10 protein-coding genes are annotated in these 17445 nt (G+C 48.3%); 3 read left to right on the top strand and 7 right to left on the bottom strand.

Annotated elements, in window-relative coordinates; all coding sequences use genetic code 11:
- Window positions 1–110: 110 nt before the first annotated feature.
- Window positions 111–2135, bottom strand: a complete 2025-nt coding sequence (locus IC229_RS10865) for an acetoacetate--CoA ligase (RefSeq protein ID WP_190886989.1) — start codon at window positions 2133–2135, stop codon at window positions 111–113.
- 271 nt (window positions 2136–2406) lie between these two features.
- On the opposite strand from IC229_RS10865, the gene IC229_RS10860 reads away from it, so the two are divergent.
- Window positions 2407–4278: a pseudouridine synthase gene (locus IC229_RS10860; RefSeq protein WP_190886988.1), complete on the top strand. Its 1872-nt coding sequence runs from the start codon at window positions 2407–2409 to the stop codon at window positions 4276–4278.
- Between the two features lie 83 nt (window positions 4279–4361).
- Window positions 4362–5024, top strand: a complete 663-nt coding sequence (locus IC229_RS10855) for a deoxyribose-phosphate aldolase (RefSeq protein ID WP_190886987.1) — start codon at window positions 4362–4364, stop codon at window positions 5022–5024.
- A gap of 45 nt (window positions 5025–5069) precedes the next feature.
- On the opposite strand, the gene IC229_RS10850 is transcribed toward IC229_RS10855, so the two are convergent.
- From IC229_RS10850 to IC229_RS10825, 6 genes are all read right to left on the bottom strand, one after another.
- Window positions 5070–5567, bottom strand: coding sequence for a hypothetical protein (locus IC229_RS10850; RefSeq protein WP_190886986.1), 498 nt, complete (start codon window positions 5565–5567; stop codon window positions 5070–5072).
- Between the two features lie 131 nt (window positions 5568–5698).
- Window positions 5699–6904: a DUF1501 domain-containing protein gene (locus IC229_RS10845; protein WP_190886985.1), complete on the bottom strand. Its 1206-nt coding sequence runs from the start codon at window positions 6902–6904 to the stop codon at window positions 5699–5701.
- A gap of 14 nt (window positions 6905–6918) precedes the next feature.
- Entirely contained in the window at window positions 6919–8367 is a 1449-nt protein-coding gene (locus IC229_RS10840; protein ID WP_190886984.1) for a DUF1800 domain-containing protein, read from the bottom strand.
- Window positions 8368–8584: 217 nt separating this feature from the next.
- Window positions 8585–9415 (bottom strand): alpha/beta fold hydrolase, encoded by an 831-nt coding sequence (locus IC229_RS10835; protein ID WP_190886983.1) that lies wholly within the window; start codon window positions 9413–9415, stop codon window positions 8585–8587.
- Window positions 9416–9742: 327 nt separating this feature from the next.
- Entirely contained in the window at window positions 9743–10267 is a 525-nt protein-coding gene (locus IC229_RS10830; protein WP_190886982.1) for a hypothetical protein, read from the bottom strand.
- A 4-nt stretch (window positions 10268–10271) separates the two neighbouring features.
- Window positions 10272–13058 carry a hypothetical protein gene (locus IC229_RS10825; RefSeq protein WP_190886981.1) on the bottom strand — a complete coding sequence of 929 codons (2787 nt, stop codon included), beginning with the start codon at window positions 13056–13058 and terminating at the stop codon, window positions 10272–10274.
- Between the two features lie 241 nt (window positions 13059–13299).
- Between IC229_RS10825 and IC229_RS10820 the strand changes: the two genes are divergently transcribed.
- Complete coding sequence (locus IC229_RS10820; protein ID WP_190886980.1) at window positions 13300–17349, top strand: S8 family serine peptidase; 4050 nt, start codon at window positions 13300–13302, stop codon at window positions 17347–17349.
- The last annotated feature ends 96 nt before the right edge of the window (window positions 17350–17445 follow it).

The raw sequence follows: 17445 nt of genomic DNA, 5'->3' as shown, positions 1-17445 counted from the left end.
GTATACCTCTTTAACGTTTGGAAGATAGCGAAATGTTTGCCAGAAACTTAACATACTGTTAAAATTTCCTAATTGGTCAGACTACTTCTGTTTGGCGAATCGACTTTACCTCACCGACTGATTGTAAACCCAACAAACTGCGCCAGCGAATCCGGATTACGTAGCGTGTCTTTGCTGGTCGCCAGTGTCGGGTCCATGCCGGCCAGAATCTTCTTGACGGGTGTTTCCAGTTTTTTGCCACTGATCGTATAAGGTATTTCCTCAATCGCATATACGGCATCAGGCACATGGCGCGGACTGAGCTGGGTACGTAGCGTTTGCCGGATACGATCTTTCAACATATCCGTTAACGTAGCGCCGTTACGTAACACCACGAATAAGGGCATAAAATAGCGGCCGCCCGGTTGTTCAAGACCGACGACCAGACTATCCGCGATTTCGGGTAAGCTTTCTACAGCACTATAAATTTCGCTGGTGCCAATACGTATCCCATCGCGGTTTAACGTAGCGTCGGAACGACCATAAATAATAACGCCGTTACGTTCGGTGATTCGTATATAATCGCCGTGCCGCCAGATACCGGGATACTCCTCGAAATAGCTTTTCCGGTAGCGGTTGTTATCAGGATCGTTCCAGAAATAAATGGGCATCGACGGCATGGGTTCCTGAATGACCATCTCACCCAACTCCTCACGAACCGGTTTTCCCTTCCCATCGACCGCTTCAACTTTACTACCCAGCATTCGGCACTGAATTTCTCCTTCATAAACGGGCAGTAATGGGTTTCCGCCTACAAACGCACTGCAAACATCGGTTCCGCCACTCAACGAAATCAGCCATACATTCGACTTCACCGATTCATATATCCACCGAAATCCTTCGGATGGCAACGGCGAACCGGTTGAACCAATACTACGCAGGTAATTCAGCCGGAACGTAGTACCAGGTTTTAGGCCCGCGCGCAGGCATCCCAGGAAATAAGCAGCACCACCACCAAAATGCTGAATACGAGCGTCGTCGGCGAGTTTCCAGAGTACGTTTAAATCAGGATAGGCCGGCGAACCGTCGTACAGAACCAACGTAGCACCAGTGAGCATCGACCCAACTGCATAATTCCACATCATCCAGCCCGTAGTCGAATACCAGAAATACCGCTCGCCCACACGTACGTCCTGATGCAGCGCCAGCGCTTTCAGGTGTTCGAGCAGGCAGCCGCCCACGCTGTGGGTAATGGCTTTCGGCTTTCCGGTAGTACCCGACGAATACAATATCCAGATGGGATGCGCGAACGGAACGGCTTCAAACGTCAATCCATCAGGTGCGGGGGTTGCCAAAACGTCGTCCCAATGGATTGAAAATCGTCGCGACTGGCTTATCGACTCAGGCCATGTTTCCGATAATGTAGCAGAATCACCAGCCAGATAAGGTACCCAGATAACCTGACGTAGCGTGGGCAGCCGCGTTATCAGTTCCTGAATTGACTCCGTTTTGTCAATAGACTTACCGTTGTAATGATAACCGTCAGCCGCAATCAGCACTTTTGGCTCAACCTGTCGAAACCGTTCCACTAGGCTGGCCGTTCCAAAATCCGGCGAACAACTCGACCACACTGCCCCAATAGCATTTGTTGCCAGAAACGCCACAACTGCTTCAGGAATGTTCGGCAGCACAGCCACTACCCGATCGCCAACGCCAACGCCTTGCTGGCGCAGGTACGTGGCTACTGCCGCTACGTCCTGTTCGAGCATTTCCCACGAAATAGACTTTAAAGACTGATGCTCTGACGCATACAGTAGGGCGGGTGGGTCTGAATGCCGTTGAGTCGTTTTCTGCCGAAAAATATGTTCTGCGTAATTGAGCGTGGCGCCCGAAAACCATTCTGTTCCAATCATATCCCGCCCCGACGGTCGGAACACAACCTGCTTGTAAGGTGTATGCGACTGAATGTCGAAAAACTGCCAGATGCTTTCCCAGAAGTCTTCCAGATCGGTGACCGACCAGTCCCACAAATCGTCGTAATCCCGAAAATAGAGCCCTTTCTTGACGAATAACCAGTCCATATATCGCTTCATGCAGGATTGCTCGATGGCTTGCCGCGACGGAGCATAAAGTGGAGACAAAGTTGTTCGGGGCATAGGGAATTTCGTCAAGGGTCATTAGTCAGCAGTCGTTAGGCTCCGGCTGTCGGCTACATAGTGACTATCGACTAACGACTGACAACTATTACCTAGTATTCCAGACGTCTGTGGATTGTTTTTTCGATAAAAATTGTTTGCATAAAACCACCTAATACTACGTTCCTGAAAAAAGACGTAACTTTGCACCCCATTTCGAAACTACGCAGGTAAAAAAGCTGACAATCAGCCTTATCTTCTTCAATAACAATACGATTTACTGTATTTTTCCATGAATCAGGATTCAGAACAGAACGACCGGGGCCGACGCCCTAACCGTGATGGTGGCCCCCAGCGGGAGGGTCGTTCAGTTGGCCGTCGGGATGACGCCCCACGCTTTACTCGCAACAGCGATAACGACCGACCTCGTTTTAATCGGTCAGACAATTCGAGAGATTTTAATAGCCGCGACGATAAGCCACGTTTCAATCGGGAACGTAGCGACCGACCATTTTCGCGTGACAATGACCGTCCAAGAGGCAATAACGACCGTTTTGAAGGACGTCCCCATCGGGATGATTCCGAAAGCCGCCCTCCCCGCTCCAATCGCGAGCACCCTCAACGGGATAATGTCGGGTCGCGCGATGATAAACCCCATTTCAACCGGGAACGTAGTGATCGACCCGCTCCCCGCGATAATGACCGGCCGAGAGGTAACAACGACCGATTTTCTGGCGGAAATCGGGACGAAAACCGGAGCCAGAATTCACGTGTTGAACGTAACACCGACCGGTTTGGCAGCGAACGCCGTTTCAACGACCAACGTAACGATAAACCCAGTTTTCGCCGTGATGACCGCGACGGTGATCGACCTCGTTTCAACCGGGACGACCGGAATACTGAACGCCCCCGCTTCAATCGCGACGATAACCGTAGCGACGGACCGCGAAATGACGAACAACGTAGCGGCAGATGGCAGGAACGGAAACCAGAGTGGGGCAAACCCCGCGATCGTTCTGGAAACGATGACCAACGTAGCGGGGACCGTTTTTCAGACCGACGTAACGATGACCGTCCAAATTTCCGTCGCGACCGGGATAACGACTCGCCACGACGTAACGACGGTCCCAACCGTTTTTCGCGGGATGAACGCCCAACATTCAAGCGCGAAGGCGGATTCAATCGAGACAATGATAATCGGAATAGAGGTCGTTCTGGAAACGATGACCAACGTAACGGGGGCCGCCGTAACAGCCGTAACGACGAAGCCAACCAATCTGAAAATTCCCGTTTTTCACCAGAGCAACGTAAAGAATCCGGTGAACGTCGCACGGGGAAATATGACAAAGCGCCCAATTATCGTACGCCTTCGTCGGAGGAAAAGCCGTTCAAACCGAAACGTAACACTGGTGCCAGCGATTTCGACAAACCCAAACGGAAATCACCTGAAGAAGCTGGCCTGATACGCCTGAACCGATACATTGCCAACTCAGGCGTTTGCTCCCGCCGGGAAGCAGATGAACTAATTGCTCGTGGTGATATTTCGGTCAACGGCAAAGTCGTGACGGAAATGGGCTTTAAAGTTAAAGATGGCGATACGGTGAAATATGGCACCAAAGTGCTGAATCCAGAACGTTTCGTCTATGTACTGTTGAACAAACCTAAAGATTTCATCACCACCACCGACGATCCAGAGGAACGTAAAACAGTGATGGAATTAGTAGCCGATGCCGGTAATTATCGCATGTATCCGGTCGGTCGGCTGGATCGCAATACCACGGGTTTGCTGCTTCTGACCAATGATGGCGAACTGGCCGACAGGCTCACGCACCCATCGAACAACATCCGCAAAATCTATCAGGTTGAGCTGGATAAGCCGATGACGGCCGAGCATTTTGAAGCCATTCAGCAAGGCATTGAACTGGAAGACGGCCCCATCAAGCCCGACGCCATCAGCATTGTAACCCCCGACGCCTACGTAGTGGGAATCGAAATTCACTCGGGTCGCAATCGCATCGTCCGCCGACTTTTTGAACACTTCGGTTACGAAGTCTCCAAACTCGACCGTACTACGTATGCCGGCCTGACCAAAAAAGAACTTCCCCGTGGTAAATGGCGCTTCCTCGAACCGAAGGAAGTCATCAAGTTGAAGTACTTTAATTAATAAAAGAGCGAAAGTATGAAAGAGTGAAAGAGCATAGGAAATTCGCTCTTTCACTCTTTCATACTTTCGCTCAATACACATCCATGAACCACCTCTTCCCGTACATCGAGCGGACGTTGCTGCATCCGGGAGTTTCCCTGAATGAGCAGTACGAGGTACTGGATGAAGTGACACAGTTGGGGTTGGCAGGAATGACGGTTTCGCCGTTCTGGGTAAAGAAGTTCCGCCGGGAAATGGGAGAAACACATCCCGCTACGCTAGCAACGGTTATTGGGTTTCCGTTTGGCTACCAACGTACCGAAGCTAAGCAGACCGAAATCGAATGGGCGCTGGCTGATGGCGCAACTGAGATTGAAGTAGTGATCAATACGTCGGCGCTGTTTTCGCCTGCATCGGTTTGGTTAAAAATTGAGTTGGCCAAACTGGTCGCTCCGGTTCATGCGAAAGAAAAATTCTTCACCGTTATTCTGGAATCGGCTTTACTCACGGTCGATCAGCAAAAGCAGCTCATCAAACTAGCTGCCGACGCCGGAACCGATTTTATCAAGAATGCAACGGGTTTTGTTACGTTAGAAAAGGCTAGTCAACCAACGTATCACCACGAATCAGCTGTTACGTTCCGGCAACTGGTTCCGAGATCAGTGGGCGTAAAAATCGTAGCCGACGGCGCCAGTGAGCAGCAGTTGGAAAAATTGATAGATGCTGGCGTAGAGCGATTAGCTATCAGCAATTTGTGGAAGTTGTAGTTTAAAGAATGTAAATAAAAGTTAATCAGTTATTTTATCCCTGATCTAAACATGCCACAATCGACGACTACAAATTACGTCTAGCCCGAACTCGTTTTTCCACGAACTTATTTTGTCCCCACTCCTGTGTAACATCCCGGCCACTTTTGTCGAACGCCTGCTGAAGCCATAAAAATAAAGCGTATCTCCTTCCAACTTCCACTCTTGCCAATCTGAAGAACCAACGTAGACTGTATCGGAATAGTAAAGAAACTTTTCTTTAAAGCGATTTCCTTCAACCAGATACGTGCCAGCTCCGGCATTATAAAAGCTACCGTCTGGTTTATACATCAGATAACTAAAAAATCCATCGTGAAAAATCTTAAACTGCTGCGGATATCGTTGGGGCATAACAAGTTCGCCTTTTACCCGATTTTCCACTAACTCCCAGCTCCCTTCTAAAGGTGAAGCGAGTACTGTTTCCTGCGGATTTGACCGATCTGCCTGAGAACAAGCCAGACATTGAATAAATAGGCAAATGATTGTAAGTTTAGACTTAGCCATAATCAAGCGAGTGATTTTTCGGTCAAAATACAACTACTTATCTATTTGACAATCAGTCAGGAAATACGGCATTCGACTTTCAGGTTACTTTGGCTAACACAATCAACTTACTGATTCTTTATCTCGACTTATCACACAATCTTCAGTCCATCAAACTTTCGGCCTAGAATCGCTACGTCGTCGACTCCAAGATAATCGCGGAGAATGGTGGCATATACTTGCCGAAAATCTACGGAATAGACTAAATCGCCTTCGTCGAGTTTGGTCAGATTCGGTGCTTCATTCAGGACACGTTTTGAGGGAAGCCCACCGCCTATCAGAAATACGTTATTGGCTGTACCATGGTCGGTTCCGTTGCTGGCGTTCTGTTTTACCCGACGGCCAAACTCCGAAAACGTCATCAGTAATACGTCATTCTGGCGTCCTGCCAGTTTCAAATCGTTCATGAACGTACCAACCGCTTCGGCATATTGACCCAACAACCGCTCCTGCTGCCCCGGCTGATTGATGTGCGTATCGAAACCGCTAATCGATACGTAGTAAATGCTGGTATTAACGCCTGATTGAACGAGTTGTGACACCGTTTTCAGCCGATTACCCAACTCACTGGCCGGATAGCTCGTCGACGTAGCGGCTACTTTCGCCTTATTGAATACGTACTCTGCTGATGATACCGTTTCGGCTAGTGTTTTGTACAGGTACGAAACTGAGTGATGTTGGTTGGCTGGCTGTTCCTTACTCAGATTGGTGACCAATCCACTACGTGTCTGGTTATACAGTTTTTTAGGGTCCAGCAGAGCCAGGCCATTCAACGTATCGCCCTTCATGGCCAGACTCAACGTTTCATCAACCTCAATGGTACGGAATGGCTGTTGCGGCTTACTGGCACAAGTCGCGTCGAGATAACGGCCAACCCAGCCGGTATGCACGTACTTGTCGGAATCGCTGGCGGTTTGCCAAATGTCCATCGAGCGGAAGTGCGAGCGGTCGGGATTAGGATAGCCAACGTTGTTTATAACCGTTACCAACCCTTCGTCATATAACGCTTTTATAGGTCCCATAGAAGGGTGCACACCAATATCATCGTTGAGTTTCAGCACCTTTTCCGGGCGTATCGCAATCGTCGGACGCTCGCGGTAGTAGATGTCATTACGGTAAGGGACAACGGTATTCAGGCCGTCGTTTCCGCCCGACAGCTGCACAATCACAACGATTTTTCCGTTCGATGCGGCCGTCTGGCCCATCATCTGCGCTTCGTAGGCTTTCAGAAAATGCGGAATCAGCATAGTTCCCGCCGTCGTAAAAGCCGATTGTTTCAGGAAGTTTCTACGGTTCATTCGCTCAATCACAATTATGTCAGTTGATACTCGGGCAGGCTCATAAGCGCGGCTGTTAGGGCACGGATGCGCTCAGAGCGAGTCTGATCGGGTTTAGTTTGTTTTTCGACAATGCTACGTTGTTCGGCGCGTAGTGGGAATGGCAGTAAAGTGAGTGCGATGGCGTCAGTTAGCGCATTGTCGCTGATTTTCGCGAACGACGCTTCGAAATCGGCCCAGTCAATTTTTGTCTGGAAACGGGCTGCTCCTTTTCGGGCCAGTGGCTCCGTGTTCACGTCGCCATCCTCTTTTGGGCGTATCGCTACTTCAGCCGCTTTCAGTACGTAATTGGGCAACTGCATCCGAAATAGTAGACTCGATGAATCGATCCAGTTTTTGCCGCCCGGCCAGCCCGCTACGTTCGGTGGATAAAAAAGCAGTTGCCCGAGTGTTCGCTGAACAAAAATCTGCGGTTGTGGCTGATCAAACTGAACACCAAGTGTGTGACGCAGGCCAGCCAGCAACTCGACCGGCGATTTGATGTGCGAACCAATGTTTTTGGAATCGTAGAACCAGTCAGCAGAGAAGATCGTCTCCATCAACTGAGCGATGTCGTAGTTGCTCTTATAAAACTGCTCGGCTAACGTATCGACCTGCTTTTTATCTTCCTCTTCATTCACGAAGAAGCGATAGATTTTAGCGGTAATGAACCGTGCCGTTTCTTTCCGTTCGAGCAGCATATCCACTACGTCCTCGCCTTTATAAGCGCCGGTTTTGCCAAAAATTGTTTTCTCCCCTTCGTCGTGTACGCGCTCCCGAAACACGAATTTACCATCTGAAGTAAACTGCCAGCCAGTAAAAGCGCGGGCGGCTTCCTTAATATCATGCTCCGAATAATTGCCCCGACCTAGTGTAAACAACTCCATCACTTCGCGGGCGAAATTCTCGTTGGGCGCGTTTTTTCGGTTTTGTTGATTGTTCAGAAATTGAAGCATCGCCGGTGATTTCGAGATGGCCATCAGCAAATCGCCGAAACGGCCCAACGCATTCTGACGTAGCGTGTTAGCGTACTTCTGCATGAAAAGCGGATTACGCCCCTGCGCCCGACAGGCAAAATGACTATGCCAGAAAAGGGCCATTTTTTCACGTAACGCCGATTTCCCCAATGCCATCTGATCAATCCATTGCAGGTTGAGATCACGCACTTTTTCGGCGTTCTGCCGGATGCGCTCTTTCAGCATGTCTTTATCAAGCTGCCCATCCCGAAATAGCCCTTTCAGTTGCCGCTTCGTTTCATTCTGATCAGCTTCTACAACCTGTAGATCGGTGATGGATTCGCTATCTTTTACCAGTTTTCTCACCACCTTACGTAACGATTGCCGGGACGCTTCAGTCAGTTCAGCGGGTGTAGCACCGAATCCGGCCCGGCTATATAGGTAGCGCAATCGGGCAATCTCCTGAGGTTGTTTTGTCACTATATCCATCAGCAAAGGAGAAGGTTGAGCCAATAAGATGTGCAGATGACACAAAGGTTTAACTACCTGTATAGTAAAACAATTTAATCTTTCCCTATCCGGGCTATACTACGTTGGCACTTGTACCATACAACAAACCCGCCCGCCAAATCTAAACAGATTGACGGGCGGAAAAGAACGTAATGATTTATTTTTGGTTGAGTTTTACTACGTCATTCCCAACACATTAAAACGTAGAGGGCGGTTCTGAATTTAGGTCGGAATCCAGGAAATCAGTGATCATAGGTATTAGCCAGTCTGTCCGATGCAACATTCCTATATGAGTGGTACCCGGTAGAATGGCCAGCCGCGATTTTGGCAATCCGTGCAAATCACCTTGTTTCCCACCGCCTTTGGCCCGGAAGAGTTCCAGCGCATGCTCATAGCGTACACCGTCGGCATCGCCAATGGCCATGAATATGGGGGCCAGTATGTTTTTTACATCTTTCGACCAATCATAGGATTTTAGGTCTACGCCGACAATCTTTTTCACAAGCTCCGGAAAGTGGGCTGGATCATTTCCAAGTCTATTGTATTCTTTTTCTATTTGACTACCCTTGAACATATCTGCGGTGAACGTAGCAAAACTAGCCTCCGTATCGGGCCACCATCCGTCGTGTGCATAAGCCCCTGACAGCGCTATGAGCCTGCGTACCTGCTCAGGATGGCGCACGGCTACCTGAAAAGCTATGCCAGTTCCCATGCTGTATCCCAGTACGTCGGCACTATCTACGTTGAGGTGTTTAAGCAAACCAGATACATCGTCGGCCATGCCTTCGTAACTTAATTTACGATCTATATCTTTTGTGCGACCGTGACCCTGCATTTCGGCTACAATTACTTGTCGGTCTTTGGCCAACAAGGGTATAATACGTGACCAATTCAAAGGTATCGACAGAAAAGAGCCATGTAAAAGTATAAGGGATTTACCTTTGCCGTAAACCTCATAGTACATGTTTAACCCATTTACGTCTGCATAGCCGCTGTCGGCCGGCTGTAATTTCTGACTGGTATCCATAGCTTTTGAAGTAGTTGAAGCGTTTGTTACAAGACAAATTTCAGAAACAACGCTGTGCTACTTGCAGTGCTTATGCGACATTCATACGGGCTAAAAGCGACAGCTATTATCTCTCTGTTTATAATATTCCCACATGCCTATTTGTTTCAAATACACGAATGCGTGGATAACAAACTGACTTTTAAACAATTAAATCTCATCAGGATAGGGCTATACTAAGTTGGGCTTCCGCACTAAAAACAAACCCGCCTGTCTAATCCAAATGTCTCTGGATTGACGGGCGGGGTGTAAACGTAGTAGTATGTTCCTTATCAGAATTATACTACGTCATTGGTAATACGGCACCTTGCCTACTAGTTGACGCTTTTTCAATTTCCCCTTAACAAAAGTTAACTGCTCTATCGGCGCATCATAAATTACGCTACATGGAGATCGAATTTCCTTGGGACCAGGCTTCTTCAATAATTCAAAAAATTCAACGTCATCACAGAGATGTTTACCAATAAAGGTCCTAACCGTTTCAAACCATCTCTCCTTATCCTCAACCTTTAGTTCAGAACCATCGTAAATTAGAAAAGGCTGGCCCTGCACTGTGGTAAAACTCGCTGGCAAATGTTTTTGTGCTTCTGTTAAGAACGTATATACTGTAAGATAAGCCGTCAAACCATTTTTTTGAGGTTGAAGTAGGATTACAGATGTGTTAGGAAAATTTAGTCCACGAACTGTCCATAAATGTTCCTGCAAGACTGGCTTAAAATCTTCATTATCCAGAAGCATGTCTATTTGACTTTGTGCCTTAATTGAGATGCTAACCAGCCAAAATCCCAGACAGCACAGCAAGGTTTTATTCATAATGTTATTGGGGACAATTTATAGTACAATTAACCAAATCTTGAGAGGATAAAGCTGGATAAGTATTTCCATTACCGTCATACCTCATCAATCCATTTTGACCTAAGATGAATGTAGATGTTCCCGGATGGGATGCCGCCCATCCTATATCTGCAGGACTCGGCTGAAAAGGATTACCAACTGCTGTACTAGGATGAGTATGATATACGCCATAAACCTCTACTCTTCTTCCATCGCACAAATCCAGTACTGTACTCATATTACCATTTACATCAGTAACTATAACATAATTACCAAAAATGTCAGTATATGATCGACTGACTGAATTGGTTTGATAAGTTCCAGCACAATCTAATCCAGAAACTGGGAATACAAGTGTACCTAAATTAGTTGCCAAAGCCATTACTTCTACCTTTGGTTGGCCATTACTATCAAGGCTAGCCTGCCACATACGCTTCAGGGTACAACATAAAGGTTCATTTGTAAATACAGGAGTAGGTCTGGGTAGATCTCCCTGACCACCACTACTCCCACCTCCGTTGCCACTTCCTCCTGTATTAGGTAAGGGTACAACGTCTCCGTTAGAGTAGCCATAGGATGGAGCAGGGGCTGTAACACTGACTGGATCTAACCAATTCCCACCTGTCAGATTCGCCCATTCCTGCAAGGTAATTATTGCTCCTAAATCGATTGTGCTTTCTTCACAGTCATCATCAGCACTAGTAAGATAGGTGTTCTTTTCGGTGTCTACCTGAATGACAAAGCCATTAGCAGATGAAAATTTTCGTGAATTCAATTCCATTTCGTTATTCTTATCTAACACCCGCGTTGAAGTAATCTTTAGTTTTATGTCATCAAAGTAAACCGGAATTTTGTTCCGGTTATGGATGCGCATTGCTATGTAGCCATCCTGTAGGGCACGTCCTCGAATCTGAAGTAATTGCCAGTCTTTACGTGCCGGTTTATTAATTGTTGCTACCTGCCGATAAATAAATTTGCCATTTTTATCATAAAAGGCCAGCTCAATACCCGCTTTCGGCAGTCGATTCGCTAATACGTCTTTGACTAGCGGTATTGTCAGAGCGGTACCTAGTCCGACAGTGGGCAAGGTCTGAGCTGAGCTACGTTGATCAGGTAAAGCCGATTGCCGCGACAAAGCCATACCTATTACAGCTCCTCCCACCACGGCTTTGGTAATCTGTGGGGCAAGATTCTTTGCATTAGATAGGGGCGTGAACGCATAAGTATGTAAGGAGATTTCACGATCCTTGTACATCGGGATGAGTTTGCTGGTCAGCGACTTTATTTTTTCCGCATTGAGTTGTAATCCCGTTGCTCCTGTGCGTGCGATCACCGTTGTGATAGCCTCCTCCGCACCAGGGAAAACCCGTGCAACCTGTCCACCACAATCACCACCACCAGTAGTACTTATATACATATTAGGGCATATTTCTGTTAGTCTAGGGCTGCCTTGAATATCCGTACTAGTGCCTGCATACTTCACTGAGATGGTCAACACACTTCCCAGCTTAAAGCTACGGGGTATCGATGCAACGAATCCAAATGAATTATAGCCTGAAATACCAAACGCGTTGGCTACATCCTGACGAGGTTGATTCGCTAGTGCATTTCTAACTACCAGCCAGCCGTTCACATAAATATCAACCTTTGTGGATTGATAAGGCGTATTCCTATTCATGACCCAACCACGGATATAACGGCAATTCGCTTCATCAAAGCTTCCACTGAAATTAGATCCAGCCGGGTTAGAGGTACTGGGTTGATTACCTGAATTGGGATTAGAAGATGGTGTTGAACCTGAACCAGTTAAATTACAACTGGTTGTAAAATTGATTGAGATTTGGTTGCCATCCTTAGATGCCGTCCCGTTCACTGTGCGCCCTACTCGCGCATCACCGGGGAACGTGTGGGATGCTACTACTCCAGCAGATACTGTTCCTGCAAATATGCCAGGTAATGTAAGATTAACGGGTGAACTGCCTCCTCCTGTCATTTTGTATTGCAGCACGCCCGAATTGCAGTCATAGCTCACAATTTGAAATGATAAATTACTCCCGGATAATGGATTTGTGCCCGGATTTGGATTGGAAGGCAGATTCGTATTTGGGTTCGAATTAGACAGATTACAGTTTGTCGTAAAGTTGATTGAAATCTGGTTTCCGCTCTGAGTTGCCGTCCCATTCACCGTCCGACCAGTTCGCGCATCACCCGGAAACGTATGGGTAGCAACGCTGCCCGCCGATACGTTTCCCGCAAATATACCGGGGAGCGTCAGGTTAATCGGCGAGCCATCCCCGCCATTCATCTGATATTGCAGTAGGCCTGAGTTACAGTCGTAGCTCACAATCTGGAAGGCCAGACTACCGCCTGAGGGTGAATTGGCAGGCGGATTAGTAGGTGGATTACCCGGATTGTTCAACGAGAGATTACAACTGGTGATAAAAGTGATCGAAATCTGATTACCCGATTGGTTGGCATAACCCGTAGTGGTACGTCCTACGCGGGCATCCCCCGGAAAGGTGTGTGTGGCTACGTTCTCCGCCGAGACCGTACCGGCGAATATGCCGGGTAAAACCAGGTTAATAGGCGAGCCATCGCCCCCAGTTATTTTGTATTGCAATACACCTGAATTACAGTCATAACTCACAATCTGAAAGGCCAGATTACTGGTTACTTCGAACGAACGATTGGCTGGCAACAACGATGTACTAACGCTAATAAAGAAACAATATGCAGATAATGCACTAGCAAATAAGTAAACTGTTTTCATAAAATCACATTTGATTAGATAACCTCAAATAATAAAATAGTATACTTATCAAACAATCACAATTACATCAATTCTTAGTTTTTATATACCAATTAGCTAATCCAGTGTCATGAACTGGAAATTTTTCCTTAACAAACTATTTTTGTATATTCAGAAACAACTAGTATCCATCGCGCAACGAGGCTTCACTTTTTTTCGTACTAAATACATAGCCTCGTTACAGATTCTTCCTCTTTTTTTTATGAATCAACGTTTATGGAAATTTTTTAGAGACGGATGGGCAACTATCGGTTTAGTCATCGCTACGTTCGCCAGCCTGCGGGCACAATCATTACCGCAGTATAATGTGCAGCAGCGGGTGGTCCAAAAAGCCTTACAGCAATCCATTGAGCAACAACAGACCGAAAATTACCGACAAGCGCTTGCCGAAGCCCAGCGACTGAAGCGTCCCATCTTTCAACAATCGCCTTCGGGCCGCGTGGTTGCGCTACGTGGTATCAGCGAGCGGGGCGAACTCCTTTACGATGCCACCAACAGTACCACCAAAGCGGCTCAAAGTACCCGAACCAACGCTTTGTATGCAGGCGGAAGTCTGGGCGTATCGCTCTCGGGCAGTACGTTGACGGATAAATTAGCGATCTGGGATGGCGGCAAGGTGCGTAACACCCACATTGAGTTTCGAACTAATTCGGCGAGTCGCGTTACGCAGGCTGATGGTGCCGCTACGTTATCTGCCCACTCCACCCACGTAGCCGGGATTATGATTGCGGCTGGTGTCAATACGGCCGACAAAGGTATGGCCTTCGGTACCAACCTACGGGCTTATGACTTCAACCAGGATGCCAACGAGATGAGTTCGGCGGGGCCTAATCTCCTGATTTCCAATCATTCCTATGGTTCAAATGCTGGATGGGTATTTAGCGATTCTCGGACCACCGCCAATAAATGGGAATGGTGGGGCGACACAACGGTCAGTAATACAGAAGATTATAAGTTTGGTGTTTACAACTCAACGTCTGTTTCCTGGGACCGTATTGCCGTGGCGTCTCCATATTATTTAATTGTCAAATCGTCTGGCAATAATCGAGGTTCAAACGGGCCGGGGGCTGGTCAGCCTTATTTTCTGGGCGTTAGTGACGCAACCAGCACGGCCCCCCGGAATAGCCAGAACGGCTACGACCTGATACCGACTTATGGCACCGCTAAAAACATCCTGACGGTCGGCGCTATCAACAATCTGAATTTTGGTTATAACTACCCTACCGACGTAATCATTAGTGATTTTAGTAGCTGGGGCCCAACCGACGATGGACGTATCAAGCCTGATATTGTGGGCGTTGGTGTCAACGTATTATCCTCAACGTCAGAGAATGACAGTGCCTATACGTCGCTCAGTGGTACGTCGATGTCGTCGCCCAACGTAGCAGGTTCACTACTACTTTTGCAGGAACTCTTTTCGCAACGTAACAGTGGGCGATTCCTGCGTTCATCGACGCTGAAAGGACTCGCCATTCACACCGCCGACGAAGCGGGTAACACGCCAGGTCCTGATTATCAGAATGGCTGGGGATTGCTGAATATAGAACGGGCCGGACGTTTGCTACTCAATAGCGACCAGAGTTACCTGCTCGACGAAAAAACGCTGGCACAGAGTGAAGTCTATTCATTAACCGTAGTTGCTTCGGGCAGAGGCCCACTAATGTCAACCATCTGCTGGACAGATCCAGTGGGTATGGCATCGAGCGTACTGAACGACCGAACGCCCAAACTCGTCAACGACCTCGATATTCGCATTACCGACGGCAAAACCACTACGTTGCCCTGGATACTAAATCCCGATAATCCATCGGCTGCGGCCACACGGGGCGATAACATCCGCGACAACGTAGAGCAGGTACTAATCGCTGACCCAACGCCCGGAAAAAGTTATACGATAACCGTTACGCACAAAAATACACTCAATGGCAGCAAGCAGGATTACGCACTGCTTGTCAGCGGTATCGGCGGAACAGCGTACTGTGCATCAGCCGCTACGTCGACCAGCGACACAAAAATTAACCGGGTTCAGTTTGGGAGTATCAACCAGATCGGCGCTGACGGTTGTACGTCGTATACTGATTTTTCCCAAGTGAAAACGAGTGTCCAGGCCAGCCAGCAAATTCCGCTGACGGTTTCGCTGGGCACCTGTGGCGCTACGAAAAACGTAGTGGTGAAAGCCTTCGCCGACTGGAATCAGAACGGTACGTTCGACGATGCGGGCGAAACATTGGCCACCTCTGACGTACTACCGAACTCAGGACAATTCGCTGCCAGCGTAACGATACCCGCCAGTGTGCAGCAGGGCCAGTTTATCCGTCTACGTATCGTTGCCACCGAAACGGATAACGCCACTTCCGTATCGGCCTGTGGTACATATGGAAATGGTGAAACGCAGGATTATGTCCTCAACGTAGTGCAGACGAACAATGATGTTGGTGCTACGTCACTGATTAGTCCAGGAGCCAATTTCTGCGGCCAGACTAGTGCGGACGTACCGGTGAGTGTCAGGGTGCGAAACTTTGGCAGCGTAGACCAGGCCAACGTACCAGTCAGTATTCAGGTGACAGACGTCAATAACACCAACGTAGCAAGTCTGACTGGTGTGGTTACAAAACTTTTGGCATTCCGCGAAAGCAGTCTGACGCTTTCGTTACCAGCTGGCACTACGTTATCTGCCGGACAAACGTATCGTTTTGCCGTAACTACCAGCCTGAGCAGCGACCAAAATCCGGCTAATAACAGTCTCATTACCAACGTCACTACGTCACCGGCACCGGCAGCCGGTTTATTTTCAGCGGCTAGTTGCGGAAGTGATACGGCCATTTCGCTACGGAACACGAGCAACGGAACGGCATTCTGGTACGACGCGCCAATTGGGGGAAATCTGATTGCGGCTGGAAATCAAATTTCGGTAAAAACGCTACCTACCGGTCGTCAATTCTACGCTACGCTCAACGATTTTTCTGGTACATTAGGGCCAGTTGACAAAAAAGCGTTCGGTGGTGGTACGTATAGCAACAATTTTGGTCCGGCGCCCATCATCGCTACCACCGTACCCATCGTGCTGGAAAGTGCGCGACTCTACATTGGAAATGCGGGTCAGTTGACATTTACGGTACGTCGATACGACAACACGGCTATTTCGAGCGTAACGCTGGACGTAGTGCCCACCCGAAATCAGAACCTCACCGCCACCACCAATAATCAGCTCGTTGATGACCCTGACGATCAGGGGGCCGTTTATCCGCTCAACCTAAAGATTCCGCAGGCGGGTGAGTATAAAATCACCATTGAATTCGCCAACGGAGCGTCTATTTTCCGAAGTAATGTCGGCGTTAATGGTTTTCCTTATCAGCTTAAAACGCAGAGTGGGCAGCCTGTGGTAACCAGCAAAGGGGCACTTTTTGCAAATGGCAGCACGAACGATACGCTCAAAACCGCCTGGTATTATTTTTATAACCTGCGGGTTCGTTCGCTCGATTGCCCTAGTTTGCAACGCACCGCCGTCAGTCCGGTGAACGCTACGTCCTCCACAGCCAGCATTACACCAAGTGGATCAGCCAGTTTTTGTCAGGGAGCGAGTCTCACGCTTCAGGCCAATACGGGCAATGGATTAACGTATCAGTGGTACCGTAATGGCCAGATTATCAGTGGCGCTACCAGCAATAGTCTTCAGGCTGCTACGTCGGGAAGTTACGCGGTCGACGTAGCGAGCGTTTGCCCGGCGGTACGTTCTTCCGCAGTCACGCTTACGTCACGTACCGCGCAAATGCCCACTGTTACAGTTAATGGTGGCACGCTTACATCGAATGCCGTTTCCTCAATTCAGTGGTTAATTAATGGCGTACCCATTCCAGGTGCTACGTCGACTACGTATATTGCCGGTCAATCGGGCCGCTACTCCGTTAAGGGCAACGTTAACGGCTGTGGCGAACTGGTTTCCGATGAAGTTGCCGTAACAATTTTAGCGGCAGAACCCCTAGATGATAAGGCCGAATTGAACGTGTATCCCAATCCGGCGACTAAGCAAATAATTGTATCGCTTTCCATCACGGCTGCGAGACCAACACCCCCCACGCTACGTCTAACGGATGTTCGTGGCCTGACGGTCCGACAGTCAACGCTACAGCGTGACGGAAAAACTTATCAGGCGGTAGTGGATATTTCTGACCTGCCCGGCGGTACGTTTTTTGTGGTAGTTGACGATGAACGGACGGAGTTTGTCCGGGTGAAACGAATTCAAAAACACTAATCGGACTATCATTCTGCTAACCCTCTACTGGCTTAAACGATGTACGCAAATCAGGGCGAAATGCGGCATTGGGGGCTTAACCTCCTTTGTCACAGT

Origin of the sequence: Spirosoma profusum (genome assembly GCF_014699005.1) — a bacterium.
GTDB lineage: Bacteria > Bacteroidota > Bacteroidia > Cytophagales > Spirosomataceae > Spirosoma > Spirosoma profusum.
The sequence above is the reverse complement of the archived record's forward strand: the minus strand, read 5'-3'. Positions and strand labels throughout refer to the sequence as shown.

Coding starts and splice junctions, on each gene's coding strand:
- IC229_RS10865 (WP_190886989.1), bottom strand. CDS start 2,135: ATGCCCCGAACAACTTTGTCTCCACTTTATGCTCCGTCGCGGCAAGCC.
- IC229_RS10860 (WP_190886988.1), top strand. CDS start 2,407: ATGAATCAGGATTCAGAACAGAACGACCGGGGCCGACGCCCTAACCGT.
- IC229_RS10855 (WP_190886987.1), top strand. CDS start 4,362: ATGAACCACCTCTTCCCGTACATCGAGCGGACGTTGCTGCATCCGGGA.
- IC229_RS10850 (WP_190886986.1), bottom strand. CDS start 5,567: ATGGCTAAGTCTAAACTTACAATCATTTGCCTATTTATTCAATGTCTG.
- IC229_RS10845 (WP_190886985.1), bottom strand. CDS start 6,904: ATGAACCGTAGAAACTTCCTGAAACAATCGGCTTTTACGACGGCGGGA.
- IC229_RS10840 (WP_190886984.1), bottom strand. CDS start 8,367: ATGGATATAGTGACAAAACAACCTCAGGAGATTGCCCGATTGCGCTAC.
- IC229_RS10835 (WP_190886983.1), bottom strand. CDS start 9,415: ATGGATACCAGTCAGAAATTACAGCCGGCCGACAGCGGCTATGCAGAC.
- IC229_RS10830 (WP_190886982.1), bottom strand. CDS start 10,267: ATGAATAAAACCTTGCTGTGCTGTCTGGGATTTTGGCTGGTTAGCATC.
- IC229_RS10825 (WP_190886981.1), bottom strand. CDS start 13,058: ATGAAAACAGTTTACTTATTTGCTAGTGCATTATCTGCATATTGTTTC.
- IC229_RS10820 (WP_190886980.1), top strand. CDS start 13,300: ATGAATCAACGTTTATGGAAATTTTTTAGAGACGGATGGGCAACTATC.